Source organism: Streptomyces sp. NPDC050546, assembly GCF_044457425.1.
In the GTDB taxonomy this organism is placed as follows: domain Bacteria; phylum Actinomycetota; class Actinomycetes; order Streptomycetales; family Streptomycetaceae; genus Streptomyces.
The window spans coordinates 361,221-376,578 of sequence record NZ_JBITGX010000010.1; the positions used below are offsets into that span (position 1 = coordinate 361,221).

At 67.0% G+C, this 15,358-nt stretch carries 12 protein-coding genes; 4 read left to right on the top strand and 8 right to left on the bottom strand.

Annotation, left to right across the window (positions count from 1 at the left end; genetic code table 11):
• Nucleotides 1–48 precede the first annotated feature (48 nt).
• Complete coding sequence (locus ACIBK5_RS26170) at nucleotides 49–912, top strand: oxidoreductase (RefSeq protein WP_399023012.1); 864 nt, start codon at nucleotides 49–51, stop codon at nucleotides 910–912.
• 367 nt (nucleotides 913–1,279) lie between these two features.
• On the opposite strand, the gene ACIBK5_RS26175 is transcribed toward ACIBK5_RS26170, so the two are convergent.
• Nucleotides 1,280–1,897 (bottom strand): TetR/AcrR family transcriptional regulator, encoded by a 618-nt coding sequence (locus ACIBK5_RS26175; RefSeq protein WP_399023014.1) that lies wholly within the window; start codon nucleotides 1,895–1,897, stop codon nucleotides 1,280–1,282.
• A gap of 252 nt (nucleotides 1,898–2,149) precedes the next feature.
• On the opposite strand from ACIBK5_RS26175, the gene ACIBK5_RS26180 reads away from it, so the two are divergent.
• Nucleotides 2,150–3,058 (top strand): TIGR03619 family F420-dependent LLM class oxidoreductase, encoded by a 909-nt coding sequence (locus tag ACIBK5_RS26180; RefSeq protein WP_399023016.1) that lies wholly within the window; start codon nucleotides 2,150–2,152, stop codon nucleotides 3,056–3,058.
• Nucleotides 3,059–4,040: 982 nt separating this feature from the next.
• Here ACIBK5_RS26180 and ACIBK5_RS26185 read toward each other — a convergent pair.
• Genes ACIBK5_RS26185 through ACIBK5_RS26195 form a run of 3 tightly spaced genes read right to left on the bottom strand, consistent with a single transcriptional unit; the run spans nucleotide 4,041 to nucleotide 7,718 of the window.
• Nucleotides 4,041–4,427, bottom strand: a complete 387-nt coding sequence (locus ACIBK5_RS26185; RefSeq protein ID WP_399023019.1) for a universal stress protein — start codon at nucleotides 4,425–4,427, stop codon at nucleotides 4,041–4,043.
• A 27-nt stretch (nucleotides 4,428–4,454) separates the two neighbouring features.
• Nucleotides 4,455–5,957 (bottom strand): GntP family permease, encoded by a 1,503-nt coding sequence (locus ACIBK5_RS26190; protein ID WP_399023021.1) that lies wholly within the window; start codon nucleotides 5,955–5,957, stop codon nucleotides 4,455–4,457.
• Nucleotides 5,958–5,987: 30 nt separating this feature from the next.
• A complete protein-coding gene (locus ACIBK5_RS26195) occupies nucleotides 5,988–7,718 on the bottom strand; it encodes an IlvD/Edd family dehydratase (RefSeq protein WP_399023023.1) in 1,731 nt (576 codons plus the stop codon).
• A 138-nt stretch (nucleotides 7,719–7,856) separates the two neighbouring features.
• On the opposite strand from ACIBK5_RS26195, the gene ACIBK5_RS26200 reads away from it, so the two are divergent.
• Nucleotides 7,857–8,570, top strand: a complete 714-nt coding sequence (locus ACIBK5_RS26200; RefSeq protein ID WP_399023024.1) for a GntR family transcriptional regulator — start codon at nucleotides 7,857–7,859, stop codon at nucleotides 8,568–8,570.
• 1,184 nt (nucleotides 8,571–9,754) lie between these two features.
• Here the strand turns inward: ACIBK5_RS26200 and ACIBK5_RS26205 are convergent.
• Nucleotides 9,755–10,693 (bottom strand): NADP-dependent oxidoreductase, encoded by a 939-nt coding sequence (locus ACIBK5_RS26205; protein ID WP_399023027.1) that lies wholly within the window; start codon nucleotides 10,691–10,693, stop codon nucleotides 9,755–9,757.
• A gap of 418 nt (nucleotides 10,694–11,111) precedes the next feature.
• Between ACIBK5_RS26205 and ACIBK5_RS26210 the strand changes: the two genes are divergently transcribed.
• Nucleotides 11,112–11,273 carry a hypothetical protein gene (locus tag ACIBK5_RS26210; protein ID WP_399023029.1) on the top strand — a complete coding sequence of 54 codons (162 nt, stop codon included), beginning with the start codon at nucleotides 11,112–11,114 and terminating at the stop codon, nucleotides 11,271–11,273.
• Between the two features lie 395 nt (nucleotides 11,274–11,668).
• Here the strand turns inward: ACIBK5_RS26210 and ACIBK5_RS26215 are convergent, their stop codons facing one another.
• From ACIBK5_RS26215 to ACIBK5_RS26225, 3 genes are all read right to left on the bottom strand, one after another.
• The gene (locus ACIBK5_RS26215) at nucleotides 11,669–12,946 is read right to left on the bottom strand and encodes a LuxR C-terminal-related transcriptional regulator (protein WP_399023031.1); all 1,278 of its coding nucleotides are present in this window, start codon (nucleotides 12,944–12,946) and stop codon (nucleotides 11,669–11,671) included.
• Nucleotides 12,947–13,163: 217 nt separating this feature from the next.
• Nucleotides 13,164–13,586 carry a VOC family protein gene (locus ACIBK5_RS26220; protein WP_399023033.1) on the bottom strand — a complete coding sequence of 141 codons (423 nt, stop codon included), beginning with the start codon at nucleotides 13,584–13,586 and terminating at the stop codon, nucleotides 13,164–13,166.
• 1,161 nt (nucleotides 13,587–14,747) lie between these two features.
• A complete protein-coding gene (locus ACIBK5_RS26225) occupies nucleotides 14,748–15,329 on the bottom strand; it encodes a hypothetical protein (protein ID WP_399023034.1) in 582 nt (193 codons plus the stop codon).
• Nucleotides 15,330–15,358 lie beyond the last annotated feature (29 nt).

A 15,358-nucleotide genomic window follows, 5' to 3' on the forward strand; every position in this document is an offset into this window, starting at 1 on the left:
CGACTTCGATGGCCTGGACATCCTGAGCACCATCTGGAGAGGTACGACATGTCTGCACAGCTAGGTGGCACCCTCACCCCGGCCGACGGTCTGACCCTGACCCGCGTCGGGTACGGCGCCATGCAGTTGGCCGGACCGAACGTGTTCGGCCCTCCGAAGGACCGTGCCCGGGCTGTGGCGGTGCTCCGTGCGGTGGTGGAGGTGGGCATCACTCACGTCGACACCTCCGACTACTACGGGCCGGTGGTCGTCAACGAGCTCATCCGGGAGGCCCTGCACCCCTACCCGAAGGGGCTGCACATCGTCACCAAGGTCGGAGCCCGCCGGGGGACAGACGGCAGCTGGATACTGTCCCGGCACCCCGAGGACCTGAAGGCGCAGGTACACGACAACCTGCGGAACCTCGGTCTGGAGGCGCTGGACGTCGTCAATTTGCGACTGGGTGACGCGGATGCCCCGAACGACGACTCGCTGGCCGAGCAGTTCGGCGCGCTGGCCGAGCTGCGCGAACAGGGACTGATCCGGCACCTGGGGCTGAGCACGGTGACGGCCGCGCAACTCGACCAAGCCCTGGCAATCGCTCCTGTGGTGAGCGTGCAGAACCTGTACAACCTTGCCAACCGGCAGGACGACGCCCTGGTGAAGCGCACGGCCGCGGAGAACATCGCATTCGTGCCCTACTTCCCACTAGGCGGCTTCTCCCCACTACAGTCCGAGACGCTGGCGAAGGTCGCAGCCCGGCTGGAGACCTCACCCCAGCAGGTGGCGCTGGCCTGGCTGCTGCGCCGTTCGCCGAACATCGCGCTCATCCCCGGCACCTCGTCCCGTGAACACCTGCGGGAAAACGTCGCCGCCGCGAGTCTGATGCTGCCGGACGATGCGGTCGCGGACCTGAACAAAATCGCCGGCTGACGGCCCGACCGACCATGTACACGGGCACATGAGGCGGATGCGGAACCGCGCCGGCCTCGGAGGACAGACAGCGTGCAAACCACGGCAGGCGTGCAACGTTCAACACATGTGCGGGCCTTCGAGATGGGAGCGTCATGCCGCTGGGCCCCCCTGACGTCGAGCCGCGATCTCAGCCGCGTTGCCAGGGAACCGGGCCACGCACATGCTCAAGGAGCTGAGATGCCAATTGAGTTGAAGCACATCATCGTCCATTGCCGCGCCCCGGCGGCACGGTCCTGGCCGAGTTTCATGACCACGCGATATGGCGACACCTCATGACGAGGCTGCCGGCTGGCGGTGCGTCCCGGTGGTAATCACGCATCTGCGGTCAGGCTTCGGTCGCGGCGTTTCGTGGGGGCAGGGCGCCTGTGCCCTCCAGCGCTGTGAGCCACTGGGTGACGACAGCGTCGATGAAGGTATCGGTCGCCTGACCACGGTCGAGGAGGAGCCGAGCAAGGACAGGCCCGTAGAGCATAGTGAATTCGTCGTCGCCAATCTGAACGCCGGAAGGTACCAGCAGTGTGTTCAAGGCAGCATGCCGGTCCTCGATGATGCGGACGAGGGTCTGAGCGCTGTCAGGGTCGTGGTCGGCCTGGGCGGTGACCGCGAGGACCGCGGCACGGATGGCAGGCTCGTTGGTGCCGTTGCGCAGGCTTCGGAGCCAGGCGGTGGCCACCGCTCGCACATCGCTGCCCGGCTCAGGGTAGTCACCGAGGTCGGGCCCTTCCAGGATGAGGTCGAAGAGCAGGGCGGCACGGTTGGGCCAGTGCCGGTAGAGGGTCTGGCGCGTGACGTCGGCCCGCTCCGCAAGCAGGGCGTAGGTCAGTCCGATCGGTCCGACCTCGGGCAGGAGCTCCCGCGCGATGCTCAGGACGCGGGCGCGGGTGCGCTGGACACGCGGGTTACTCAGGGTCGGTTGTCGGCGGTGAACGGGCGTGGGGCACATAGCGTCACCCTACCCAAAAATCATACGATGCGTGTGATAAGGGCTATGGGCCCACCGGGCTTCGTGAAGACGCGCTTATCAGGGCTCGGCCCCGTCCGCCGCCCATCAACCTCTCGCGGCCACGCACCCATCCCACTCCTACCCCGCGGCACAACGAGCCCTTGTCTTCACCCTGCGCCGCGACGCACTTCCAGTAGTCCCAATTCTCCCCGCCGGTTGACCAATCCAGCAGGGCCCCCCACAGGAGGACGCATGCGCATAGGTTTTGCCCTTCCCCAGTACGGTGCGATGGCTCAACATCTCGACCAGGTGGCCCACTTCGCTCAGACCGCCGAGGAACTCGGCGCGGACAGTCTCTGGGTAGGTGACCGCGTGCTGGCCGCGGTGGACCCGACCGTAGGCTACGAGGGCACGGACACAATCCCATGGCAGATGAACGCTCTGCTCGACCCGTTCGTGGCATTGTCCGTGGCGGCGACCGCAACCGAGCGGGCATTGCTGGGCACCAGCGCACTCGTCGCACCCTGGTACTCGCCGTTGCTCTTGGCCCGATCACTGAGCGGCGTTGACGTGGTGAGCCGGGGGCGGCTAGTCCCCGGTCTCGGGACCGGCTGGTCGCCGGAGGAATATCAGGGAACAGGTGTGCCCTGGAAGGAACGGGGCGCGCGGCTGGACGAGTGCCTGGACGTGCTGGAGGCAGTGTGGACCACCGACCCCGTTGAGCAGCACGAGGGAACGCACTATTCCTTCCCCGCCGCCCACATCGGTCCGAAACCTGTCCAGCGCCCCCGGCCACGCATCTACCTGTCCGGCTTCACCCCGGCCTCGCGCCGCAGGGCGGCCCGCCGAGGAAGCGGAATTCTGCCTGCGGCAGCGCTGTACCCCGGATACAGGTTCGACCCCGCGGCCACCGTCAGCGGGCCCCTGGAGCACGTCCGCAAGATGGCCGCGGAAAAGGGCCACGACCCGGCGGACATCGACGCGATCCTGCGGATCAACCCAACGCCCGAGTCGAGCGTGGAGGCGGTCGTGGACGTCATCCTCCGCACACGCCAAGAAACCGATGTCAACCACGTCTTCGTGGACTTCGCCTACCTGGCCGACCGGAGCGTGGACCAGGCCTTGGAGCTGGCCCAGAAGACGTTGGAACTGACACGCTAGCCCAAGGCGGTCGTCAGGCGTGGGTTTCGCCCGGCCTGACAACGTCTGCGACCGCCGAGCCCTCTGCCGGGCCCTGGTGACCTCACAGTGCGGCAGACGGCCGACCAGGGCACTGACTGCAGTGACCGCCTCTGTCCTGGAGCTGCCGCTCCCAGAGCGCGGCGAAAGCGCATCTGACCTCGTGCAACAGGTTTGACCAAATCGACGCCTCGGCCCTGCCTCACTACGAGTTCGGCGTGGCCGAGGCGTCCCGGTCCTGGGCCTGCGGAGACCAGTCGGCGATACCTGCGGCGCCGGCCCGAGACCTCCTGGGGGCCATCACCTGCCTGCGAAGCCAGCGAGACCCCGCATACCACCTGTCCAGTGGCCGAAACTCATCTCATCAGCGGAGCTTCCAGGAGCATCATGTGAGGTAGGTGGTTTGGAACCGTCGCACATCCCAGACACCAGCACAGAGAGGCACGCTCGCCCCACAGCCCTCATCGGAGGTGGAAGCTTATCCCCCATCGGATGCCAGACCATGTCAGTTCCACCGGCCGAGTCGATGGCTCGTGATCCGGGCAGCTGCCGCTCACACGGCCGGTCGTTGCGTGCTCGCGTGAGGGTTCGGTCTCGTTCTTCCCTCGTGCGCTAGTCCGACTCGCCAGTAGACCTTGGTTCACACCTCGACGGACTCGCGTCGCTCGCCCTTCAACGTGCGTCCCAAAATCTGTCTCGGCGAGTCCGCAGACGTAGGCGTCCGCAGTGTCGAGAGTCGTGACGGGTGTGTCCAATACTGTACGAACGCATCGTTCAGCTATTGCGTGTCGATCAACATGCTGTCGAACAGCCCATTGCCGTACGCGATTTCCGACACTTGTACCCCAGAGCGACTACGGTCACCAGCGTTCGTACCTGCCGACCGAGTGCGGCACCCCAGCCGAGTGCCACGAACTCTCACTACCACGACGTCGAACCTGGGCCCGGTGCGTCGAGCGCGGCGTCACATGCGTACCGCGTAGATGTCGCACGGCGGGTTCAGCAGGAGCTCCCGCGCGAGGCTCCCGGTAACGATCTTGCCGACGGCGGAGCGTTTGCGCAGACCGATGACGAGGAGTTCGGCGTCGATTTCCTGGACCGTCCGCGTGATGGCGTAGTGCGGGAGGGCGTCGTCGGGCTGGGTGGTCGTTACAGCGACCCCCGCATCCGCGGCTCGCTGCTGGGCGGCTGCGAGCTGGGCGGGAGTGGCGACCTTGCGCCCTGAATCGATGTTGCCGTGCGAGACGTTCACGATCACCGCGTCGGTGCCGCGAAGCTGCGCTTCGGTGATCCCGGCTGCGAGCGCCGCCTCGCCTGAGGGCGATGGACTGTAGGAAATGACGATGGTCACGGTGTTTCCTTCCCTTGTGAGCTGGGCTCAGGAGATGAACAGGCTGAGGATCAGCACCATGCAGAAGCCGGTCAGCCCCACGAGGGACTTCATGACGGTCCAGGTCTTCAGGGTCTCGGCGACGCTCATACCGAAGTAGCGGTTGGCCATCCAGAATCCTGAGTCGTTGACGTGGGAGAACCCTGCTCCTCCGCAAGCGATGGCGATGCACGTGAGGGCGATGGTCGCGTCGCTGGCACCGAGTGATTCGGCAAGGGGTGAACTGAAGGTGGCGCCAGTGATCATGGCGACGAGTCCGGAGCCCTGGGAGATTCGCATGACTGCCGCGACGAGGAAGCCGAACACGACCAGCGGGACGCTCGCATCTCGCATGGCAGTGGACAGGGTGTCCCCGAGTCCGGACGCGATCAGGACGCCACCGAAGACACCACCGGCGCCAGTGACGAGGATGATCATGCCGGCCGGGCCGAGGGCATCGCTTGCCATACGCTGAAGGTCGCCCGGGGATGCACCGCGCTTGAGGCCGAATGCCCAGAGGCTGAACAAGGACGTGATGAGCAGTGCCATGACCGGGTGGCCGACGAAGGTCAGGAAGGTGACCACGGTGGAGTCCCCACCGATGACACGCCCGACGGTCCCGATGAGGATCAGCACCAGCGGCATGAGCAGCGCACCCACCACGCCCCAGAAGGAGGGAAGGGTATCGGGGTTTCCGGGGCGCCCGGGCGACATCTCCATGACGCCGGTCGCCTCGGCGCCGGGTCCGGTGGACCTGGCGGAACTGCTGCTGTCGGCAGTCCCGGGTCCACCACCGGACGATGACGCCGGGGAAGCCAGGGAAGCCGGAGAGGCACTGCCTGAGGCGCTGCCGCCACCGATGCCGGCCACAGCCAGAGCCGGAGGGACGACCATGATCTTCTTGGCGATGAATCGGCCGAAGAGCGGTCCCGCGATGGACACCGCGGGGATACCGCAGATGACGCCGAACAGGATGACCAAGCCGATGTCGGCGTTCATGATGCCGGCCGTGGCCAGGGGGCCAGGTGCGGGCGGCATGAAGGTGTACGCACAGCTCAGACCCGCGCACAGCGGGATGCCGTAGTGCAGCAGGGACTTACCCGTGCGCTGGGCGACGCCGTAGAGCATCGGCACGAGGATGACGATGGCGACGTCGATGTAGACGGAGGTGGCGACGAGGAAGCCAGCGAGGCCCAGGCCCCATGACACAGTCCGGTCGGAGAACTTCTCCACCAAGGTCAGTGCTATTCGTTCGGCTGCGCCGGCGCGTTGGAGAACGGTGCCGAACATGGCTCCCAGGGAGATGACGAGCGCCAGCTGGCCGAGCGAGTCCCCCATCTCGGCGACGATGAGCTTCATGAGGTCGTTCGGCTGGTTGCCGACTGCGAGACCGAAGATGAGCGTGGTCAGCAGCAGTGCCAGGAACTCCTGGACCTTGAACTTGATGATGAGGAGAAGAAGGACGCCGATCGCCAACACAGCGGCGGTGCAGACCCAGGTTTCGTGGCTCACGATGAGCCCTCCTGACTTGGCGTTGATGCCTCAGAGGACGTGTGGGACGGAAGTGGTGGTGTCGGGGTTCTGCAAGAACCGGAAGTCGCATCCCTCTTCGGCTTGAGTCACCTCATTGGCGTAGAGCTTTGCGTAACCGCGTCGCGGCTTGGGCCGCTCCACGACGTCCTTGGCTCGCGCGGCGAGTTCTTCGTCGGAGACTTCCAGCGTGAGGATGCGCCGGCTCACCGACAGCGTGATCATGTCGCCGGTGCGGACCAGGCCGATCGGACCTCCGGTCGCCGCTTCGGGCGAGGCGTGGAGGACGATTGTCCCGGCTGCGGTGCCGGACATGCGTCCGTCGGAGATGCGGACGATGTCCTTGACTCCGGCGCGCGCGAGCTTGCGGGGAATGGGGATGTAGCCCGCTTCGGGCATGCCGGGGTAGCCCACGGGACCGATGTTGCGCAAGACCAGCACGTCGTCCGCCTCGACATCGAGGTCGTCGGAGTCGATACGGGCGGCAAGATCCTCGGCATCGTCGAAGACGACGGCGCGGCCCCGGTGCTCCAAGAGGCCTTCGGTGGCTGCCGACTGCTTGATGATTGATCCACCCGGGGCCAGGTTTCCACGCAGGACGGCGATGCTGCCGCCGCTGTGGATCGGGTTCTGTCGGGCGCGGATGACATCTTGCTCAAAGGGAGCGGGGGCGTCGTCGAGTTCCTCGCGCAGCGTCCGCCCGGTGACGGTGAGGGTGTCGAGCTCGAGCTGGTCGCGGATCTCAAGCATGAGGCGCTGCACGCCGCCCGCACGATGGAGATCTTCCATGTAGTGGTCCCCCGAAGGCTTGAGATCGACCAGAACGGGGGTCTCTCGGCCCATCTGGTCGAAGGCCTCAAGGTCGAGCGGGTAACCGCAACGGCCCGCGATGGCCGCCAGGTGCACGAGGGCGTTGGTGGAGCCGCCCATGGCCAGCAGCACACGGAAGGCATTGTTGAAGGCTGCTGGAGTCAGGATCTGGTCGATGGTGAGCTGCTCGGTGGCCAGACCGACGGCTCGACGGCCGGTCTCCTCTGCGACGCGCATCCGGTCAGCCGTCACGGCGGGCGGGGAGGCGCTGCCGGGCAGGGCGATGCCCATGGCCTCTGAGACGGCCGCCATGGTGCTCGCTGTGCCGGCTACCGAACAGGTGCCGACCGAGCCGACCAGCCGACCGTTGACTTCGGCGATCTCCTGGTCGTCGATCTCACCGGCCCGGTAGCGGCCCCAGAAGGATCGGCAGTCGGTGCAGGCGCCGACCGTTCGACCGCGGTGGCTTCCGGTGAGCATGGAACCGGTGACGAGCTGGATGGCGGGCTTGCCGGCGGAGGCAGCGCCCATCAGCTGGGCAGGCACGGTCTTGTCGCATCCACCGATGAGCACGACGGCGTCGACCGGGAGTGCGCGCAGCATCTCCTCGGTGTCCATCGACATGAGGTTGCGCAGAAACATGCTGGTCGGATGGGCGAAGCTCTCATGCACCGAGATCGTCGGGAACGACAGGGGGAACCCTCCGGCCAGCATCACGCCACGTTTGATGGCGTCGATGAGCTGGGGCACATTGCCGTGGCACGGATTGAACTCGCTCTCGGTGTCGACGATGCCGATGACGGGGCGGTCCAGCGCATCGTCGCTGTAGCCGGCGCCCTTGATGAACGCCTTGCGAAGGAACAGCGCGAAGTCCGGGTCGCCGTAGCTGGTCAGGTTGGAGCGCATCCCGGTGCGCACCACGTCGTGGTCCATTTCATCGCCCTTATTATTGATAATCCAGTTGGCGGGTTATCACAGCATAGGGTTGAGGGCGACGCAAGCCCCCGAACGGATCTGGGGCCGACGCGCCGTGGGACCATGACGCCCCGAGAAGAAGGGCCATCGACGCACATGACCGCGCAGTCCACCTCGCAGCCTTCGGCGACTTCGAGGCAGCGGGCCTCCCTCCGGGTGCAGGCGATCGCATCCGAACTCGAAGAGGACATCGCGATGGGCCTCCTCCACCCCCGCGAGCGCCTGGTCGAGGACGCGCTGATGGAACGGTTCGACGCCAAGCGACACGTGGTTCGTAGCGCACTCACCGCACTGGAATCCCGAGGGGCGGTAGAGAAGCGGGCGCACGTCGGCGCACTGGTCAGGTCGTTCACCGCGCAAGAAGTACGGGACCTTTATGAGGTTCGCGAGCTCCTCGAGGTCGCCTGCGCCAAGGCGATCCAGATGCCGGTGTCGAGTTCGCGGCTCGCCCCGATCGAGGAGGCCATGCGCGAGCACGCGGCCGCGGTGACGCGGCGTGACCGTCGGTCTGCCCTCCGGGCGAACCTGGCGTTCCACGAACGACTGTTCGGCTTGGCTCCCAACCGGCTCCTCGTCGACGACCTACGCCGGCACGCCCTCATGGCCTCGCCGATCCGATCCCTGACCGTCGTCAACGACAACTTGCTGGAGCGCGCTCGCGACGAGCACGAAGCGATGGTCGAGGCTTTGCGCGACGGCGACACTACACAGTTCATGCGCCTGTGTGCGCTGCACCTTGAACCGTCGCGAGATGCCTACCTCAGCCTGCTCGAGCCCGATGCGGACGTGCGGAAGATGCCGAACGGCTGAACGATCAGACAGTGCCGTGCGCATCACCTCGACGTCATCCCGGTATCGACCCGGACGCTCCACCGTAGCCCGAGTGGCGCACTTGGCCCTCTGGGGGATCACATCAACGTGAATGAGAGTCGCATCTTGCCGATGCCCTGCCAAGGCGGGTGGTTTGAAACCGTCGCAAGTCCCAGACTCCCGGCACCGAAGGGCATCCTCACGCTACGTCCATGGACGACGCGCTCTGTAATCATGGAGGGTCGGGACGGAAAGGCGTGAGCGCACATGCCGTTGGCGTTGTAGCCGTCCTGGAAGACAAACTCGCCGCCGAGTGGTACACGGACCACGTCGGCCGGGGCGGGCAACTCTTCCCCGGCGACCGAGTGGAAACCTGTACAGCACGGGGGCGAACGAGTCGGTGACCCAGACCCCGTCCCGGGTAAGGACGAGGTCGTTGACCAGCCCGCCCTCGGCGTTGACGTCGTAGGTGGTGATGACCTGCCCGGTACCGGCGTTGATCACGGGAACAGTGCCGTTTCTCCCACCCGCGACAAACAGTCGGCCGCGGGCGTCGAGGTGGATGCCTGCGGCACCCACTCCCGGGCCCCGAGTGAGGATCCGGCCTCCGCCGGTGGCCAGGTCGAGTTTGTACACGTCGCCGTTGGCCAGGGAGGTGACGTATGCATACGGGCCGCGACCGGTGATGATGCCTTCGGGGAAGAAGCCGGTGGGCAGGGAATAGGCCCTGGATAGCGGCCGCTCCGGCTCACGGCATGCGTTCGGCCGGGTGCAGCGGCCGCAGGCGCTTTGACGGCGGCGGTCAGTGCCGCTCCGGCTCCAGCGAGGGCGGTCAGGAATGCTCGGCGGTTCGACAATGTGGCTATCTCCTTGCAAAGCGAGCAAACCGGGCGCCTGCAGGAGCAGCTGCGATCCCCCCCCCAGAAACCTTCAATTTTTCCTGCCAGTCCTGGGACGCCCCCGCAAACTCCGGCTGCCGGAGGCCTATTTCTTCGTGAGCAGTCGCCGTACGACGCGTGGTGCCCCCAATGCCGTCCTGGGGACTGGCTCCGGGCGGGTCCGCTCGGGCAGGCTCTGCCGGCCTGGCTCGCTACGGTCCGATGGACGGGTGGCTTTCGAGCGCCCGTCCGGGGCCTGGTTGCTGTGTGTCGGGTGGTGTTTTGTTAGGGGGTGGGGGGTGTGGTTCAGGGGAGGAGGACGAGCTTGCCGCGGGGGTGGCCGGCTTCGCTGAGCTGGTGGGCCTGGGCGGCGTCGGTGAGGGGGAGGGTGCGGTCGATGCGGACGTTGAGCCGGCCGTCGGCGGCTTGGCGGGCGTATTCGGCGAGTTGCGGGCCGAACTGGGGCCTGGGGCCCGTGGACATGGTGATGCCCAGCTCGGGGGCCCGGGCATCGTGGATGGTGACGATGCGGTCGGTGCTGCCACCGCGCAGTTCCATAGAGATCTCCAGGGCGTCGACGCCGGCGTCGTACACGGCGTCGACGCCCTGCGGGGCGACCGTGCGTACCCGGTCGACGACGCCGTCGCCGTAGGTGACGGGGATGGCTCCGAGCGAGCGCAGGAAGTCGTGGTTGGCCTCGGACGCAGTACCGATGACGGTGGCACCACGGCGCACCGCGAGCTGGACGCCGACCGAGCCCACGACACCGGCGGCCCCGTGCAGCAGCAGCGTCTCGCCGGACGTCACGTGGAGAAGGTCCAGCACGCGGTCGGAGGTCTCGACGGCGACGGGCAGCGCCGCGGCCAGCTCCCAGCTGAGCCCGGCCGGCTTGGGCGCGACGTCCCTGGCCATGGCGAGGGCGTACTGCGCGTACGCGCCGGTGATGCCGGCGACGGGAAAGCGGGGGGCGACGTTGAAGCCCAGCACCTCATCTCCCACCGAGACGCCGGTGACGCCTTCGCCGACCTCGTCGACGATGCCGGCCACCTCACCGCCCGGCACAGCGGGGAAGGCCATGGGGAACATTTGATGCAGCCAACCGTTGCGGATCCTGTAGTCGATGGGGTTGACGCCGACGGCCATGACCTTCAGCCGGACCTGGCCGGGGCCGGCGTGCGGCTCCTCGACCTCGGCGACCCGCAGGACCTCGGAGCCGCCGTACTCGGTGTAGATGACTGCCTTCATGTCTGGATACTCCTGTCACATGCACATGCCGCCGCGGAAACGGACGGCTTGACAACAGCTCCCATCCTCCGCAGGCACGGACCGGCAGTCGCTGTCCATTTGAACGGTTACGGCCAGCCGAAAGGACAGCACCACAACAAGACAGGCTGGCAGGCATATGGCGGGTCGGTCGGTTTGACGTCGGGCAGCAGATCACGCGCGATCGTCCAGCAGGCGGGCGCGGGTGCGCTGGACTCCACCGGGCGTACCAGGTGGTCCGCCGACACCGCTGATAGTCGCGAGCGATGGGGAACGATGCGGCATCCAGGCCCGGGCGAGTTGGACGGGCAATCCCTGCCGAACGAGCTGCCGCTAAACTCCGGGCTCTTCCGGCAGCGCCCGGGGGGACCACTGGTCGGCCGACGAGACAGTGCGCTCTATGGCCGATCCTCCGCTAGTGGTGCTCCGCGCTCATGACCTGACCAGCGCCGCGGCCACTGTCGAGCAGGCGAGGCTCCAGGCGATCAGCGTCGACGGCCTGACCCGACTCTCCCTGCGGACCGTCTCCGCCGGCAGGACCCGCATCGACTGCTGGCCGTGACCGCCCAGGCCGCATGGAAGACAGGCATGCGGACCTGAACAGACTGTTGGAACCCTCCTGTATCCAGATCAACGCCGACGAATTCACGCTGCTCTACGGCCCCCTGCTCCCCCGGCTCTTCTTCGACCGTGGCCAGGTCACTGAGAGCCTCTAAGCCGCCTGCCCGGGAACCTCGTCGTAGACGCTCTGCGCGGGCCCGGCCACCGCGCCGCCGTGGGCACGTGTTTACATCGCGTGGGCCGCAGCGAGTCACACTCTTGGCAAGCTTTCGCTCATGTGCGTGGAGTCCGTCCAGGGTGCGCCGAGTGTCGATTTTTCAGTCGGGTCAGCGGCTGCGGATCTTCTCACACCCCAGTCGTTCATGATGGCGTTTCCCCCACCACGTTTGGCGCGCGCTATTTAGGGCCCCATTGATGGGCGAGTGCAGCTGCCTCTCCGCGGGAGCTGACGCCCAGCTTGTCGAAGATCTTGGCCAGGTGGAACTTCACCGTCGACTCGCTGATGTGCAGTTGCTGGGCGATGTCCCGGTTGCGACGCCCCCGGGCCAGCTGTTCCAGCACTTCCAACTCTCGTGCGCCGAGTCCGGTGACTGGGTCCTGGCGGGGCGTGTCAGGCGGTGTGAGAGGGACTTCGATTGTCACCGTTGTACCCCAATCCGGCACCGCGTCCACTTTGAGCCGCCCGCCGAGCGGCGACAGCCGCTCGATGACCCGACGGCTATCGAAGGAGTGCCGGGACAAGGCTCCGGGCCCGTCGTCCCTGACGGTGGCGCGCAGATCTGCTTTGTCGACCTCCCAGCCGACGTGGATCCGGCTGACTTGACGGCCGTCCGATACGCCCTGATCCTCCAGTGAAGCGTGCACGACTGCCCGGACCGCCGCAGATACCGTGTTGACGACATCGCCGGGCAGCATCCGGTCCGCGCCTTCCTCCGCGCCGGGTATGCCAAGGTCCAGCCGTACTCCGCCGGGGCGCAGGATCCGGCGCAGCGAGTCGGTGAGCCGCTCGAAGGCGTCCGAGGCACGCTCCTCCACCAGCACCTGATCGAGTTCGGCTCGCGAACGGAGTTCGGACAGGGCGGAGACGGTGAGGTCGATTGCCCGTGTCCGGGCGTCGCTGTCGTCCAGGTCGCGATCGCGGAGCGTGTGAAGAAGTGCGGTGAGGGCGGTTGCGTGCGCTTCGCCCAGCTCGGAGATGGCCGTCGCACGTGCGGCTGCCACGGCGCGCGACGCAGCCAGTCTCCCCGGGGGGATCCCGTCGGTCTGCACGCCTACCCTGTGGGCGGTCAGCAGGTCCCACAACGCCAACACGGGTGCCAGATGCTCATCTGGCATGGGAGTGTCCTCGGTTCGCAGGAGGACCAGCAGTGCGCTCGGCTCGGAGCGGGCACTGGACAACGCCACCACGGGTACCTCGATGCCCGCCATGGTGGCACGGCCCTGCCAGCTTCCCCCGGCGGGGATCAGGGGTCGCAGTGCGGCCACCTCGGCGATGGCGACGGCCGAGCCGGCATCACCGGGAGATCTCCCATGGAGCTGGAAGGGCGACTGCGCACAAGTGATCAGTTCGGCCAGCCCGGCATGGGGAATGACGTCAGCCAAGGCGGCGGACAAGCGCGGCAGGGTCTCGGGCTTGGGTGCCGCGATCACTTCGGCTGCGACGGTGAGCTCCATACCTTCCAGGTTAGCCAGCCTGTCTTGTAGTGGTGCTGTCCTTTCGGCTGGCCGCAACCGTTCAAATGGACAGCGGGTGCCGGTCCGTGCCTGCGGAGGATGGGAGGTGTTGTCAAAGCCGTCCGTTTCCGCGACGGCATGTGCATTCACCACGTGTCACGGTTTCTCCGAGACGGAGTGCGTCTCGCGGCCCGCGGCTGCGAGACGCACTCCTAGGTCAGCTCCGCCTGTGGTGGACTCCCCCGTTGGCAAGCGTGTCGTCACTGTAGGGGACGGTGAGGAACTCCATGATGTGGCTGTCGGGGTCCTGGATATACACGCCGCGACCGCCGTCCAGATGGTTGATGGTCTGAGGCTCGGTGCACTGAGGGTCAGCCCAGTACGGCATGTTGCGCTCCTGGATCCGCGCGAAAATGTCATCGAACTCCGCGTCCGTGACGAGGAAGGCGTAATGGGTGGGTACCCAGTCCTTGCCCTTGACCAGGTGCTCGGCGTAGTCGAGGGAAACCTCGTTGTCGAGACGGACGACGACGAACGGGCCGCCTGCCTTGGGCTCGGGTGCGCCGAGCAGGTCGGCGATGAAGCGGGCACCGGCAAATTTGTCGGTGCTGTGGACGATGGTGTGATCGAGCCTGGGCATGGGTTTTCCTTCCCCGATGCGACGTTCGCGATCGGTGCCCATTGACGCTAAAACCTCGACCACACTTGAGGTCAAGTGAGTGGATCACGTCGTCCGCTCCGCGCTGCCCCGCTCGTCTCCACCTCTCTTCTGTCTGATCTTGCGGGATGGCGGTGCACCGGCTCGATACGAACGGGAGCCCGCGGGAGTGGACCGACGTCCCGCCCACGAACAAGCCAGCCAGCCCGTCTCCGCGGCTGGAGGACCGGCAGCGCGCGCACTGCCGCAGGCGGGACGTCGAGGCCAACCGCTACCCGTCGAGGCGTCCACCAGGCCACAGAGGCAGAACGGATGACCGTGCCCGCCAGCACTACGAAGTCGCGTTGGCATCACTGGCCCCTGGTTCACCGGGCGGGATCGGCCAGTCGGCGACGGCATCCCGTTCGGCAGCGGCGTCGTCCGACAACCCCAGGCTCGCGGCGGGGATGTTCCATGCCGAGCCCGGCAACCGCAGCGCCCAGCTGCTGGACGTCCTCGGTAACCGCGCCGCGCGCTCGCGTAGGAAGGCCCGGCGGGACGACAGGGAGCGTGGTAGCGGTGTCGACGCCCGGCACGGACCGGCCCCGCCGGCGGCACGGGCCAGGCGGGGCCGGGCGAGGCCGGGGCCAGGGCCGGGAACTCGTCTCTCGGCAGCTACCTGCGATTCCCCATCGGATGATTCCCCTGTATCGGCCTTGCGGAGAGGTGTTGTGGCCGGGCTGTCGAACATGGGGCCACGTTCCACGGCGAGGACCCTGTGCTTGCTGATCGTGGCCGCGCCGGATGCCCTCGGGCCGCTTCCCGTCCACACCCCGCCCCCAACCTGCCGACGTGTCACACTCATCAGGGATCGCAACCGGGCCTGGCCGCCGAGGACGACTGTCAGCAGTGCCCGTGCTCTCCCTTGCGGGCGGAAGCGGCGAGTGCAGTTTTGCCGCCGTTTCCGGCGGCCGCCCCCGTCCCGCAACCGGCACAAGAGGAAGTCGCCGCACCCGCAAGGGCACCTTCCAGCAACCTCAAGGGGAAGGTTCGCCTACCCCGCGAACCCTATGGAGGGGAACAGGCCCACCTACCGGGGAGAAATCCTTCCCTCCCTTGAAAATACGGGGTGGATCAGCGCCGACAAACGCCGAACTTCGGAGATCAGCACGGGAGGCACGGCGGTAGGACGCACACAGCGCTCGCTCCGCCGATGGCCTCTGCCTCCTGGGTGTCACGGGCAATGCGGTGGACCACGAGGTTGCCCAGGTCCCGGGACAACTGCGCGACGAGCACGGTCACGCCGACCTGCCAATCGGCCGGGGCGTCCACGGGCGGGACAAGGATGAGCTCCAATACATCTGCGGGATGTGCGGCAGTCCCCTCTACGACGGCGCCGCTCAGCGCGAGGTACTTCGGCACGGGGTGGAGGTGGACTCGTGTCTGCTCTCGGACCGTGTCGATGACGCGGTCACTCAGGTCCGCCAGCTGACGTAGCGCGCCCCAGGCGATGTGACCGGGGACGATGCGGACGGCCTCTCCTTTGCGCCTGGGAGCGACGAGGCCGAGCAAACCAAGCCGGAAGAGCGCCGCCTCGATTTGGGCGGGGGCAACCGCGGCGTTCTTGGACAGCTCGTCAAGGTGCAGCGGCCGGGCGGCGTCGGCAAGGTGATGGTCGACAAGAGCGGTGAGAAGCCGGCCCGAGGTTCCGGGGAACAGCGCGGACAAGGGCGTCCGGAAGTTCATAACGCGTCCTGACGTAAGGAGGATCTCGT

Coding starts and splice junctions, on each gene's coding strand:
- ACIBK5_RS26170 (WP_399023012.1), top strand. CDS start 49: ATGTCTGCACAGCTAGGTGGCACCCTCACCCCGGCCGACGGTCTGACC.
- ACIBK5_RS26175 (WP_399023014.1), bottom strand. CDS start 1,897: ATGTGCCCCACGCCCGTTCACCGCCGACAACCGACCCTGAGTAACCCG.
- ACIBK5_RS26180 (WP_399023016.1), top strand. CDS start 2,150: ATGCGCATAGGTTTTGCCCTTCCCCAGTACGGTGCGATGGCTCAACAT.
- ACIBK5_RS26195 (WP_399023023.1), bottom strand. CDS start 7,718: ATGGACCACGACGTGGTGCGCACCGGGATGCGCTCCAACCTGACCAGC.
- ACIBK5_RS26200 (WP_399023024.1), top strand. CDS start 7,857: ATGACCGCGCAGTCCACCTCGCAGCCTTCGGCGACTTCGAGGCAGCGG.
- ACIBK5_RS26205 (WP_399023027.1), bottom strand. CDS start 10,693: ATGAAGGCAGTCATCTACACCGAGTACGGCGGCTCCGAGGTCCTGCGG.
- ACIBK5_RS26210 (WP_399023029.1), top strand. CDS start 11,112: ATGGCCGATCCTCCGCTAGTGGTGCTCCGCGCTCATGACCTGACCAGC.
- ACIBK5_RS26215 (WP_399023031.1), bottom strand. CDS start 12,946: ATGGAGCTCACCGTCGCAGCCGAAGTGATCGCGGCACCCAAGCCCGAG.
- ACIBK5_RS26220 (WP_399023033.1), bottom strand. CDS start 13,586: ATGCCCAGGCTCGATCACACCATCGTCCACAGCACCGACAAATTTGCC.
- ACIBK5_RS26225 (WP_399023034.1), bottom strand. CDS start 15,329: ATGAACTTCCGGACGCCCTTGTCCGCGCTGTTCCCCGGAACCTCGGGC.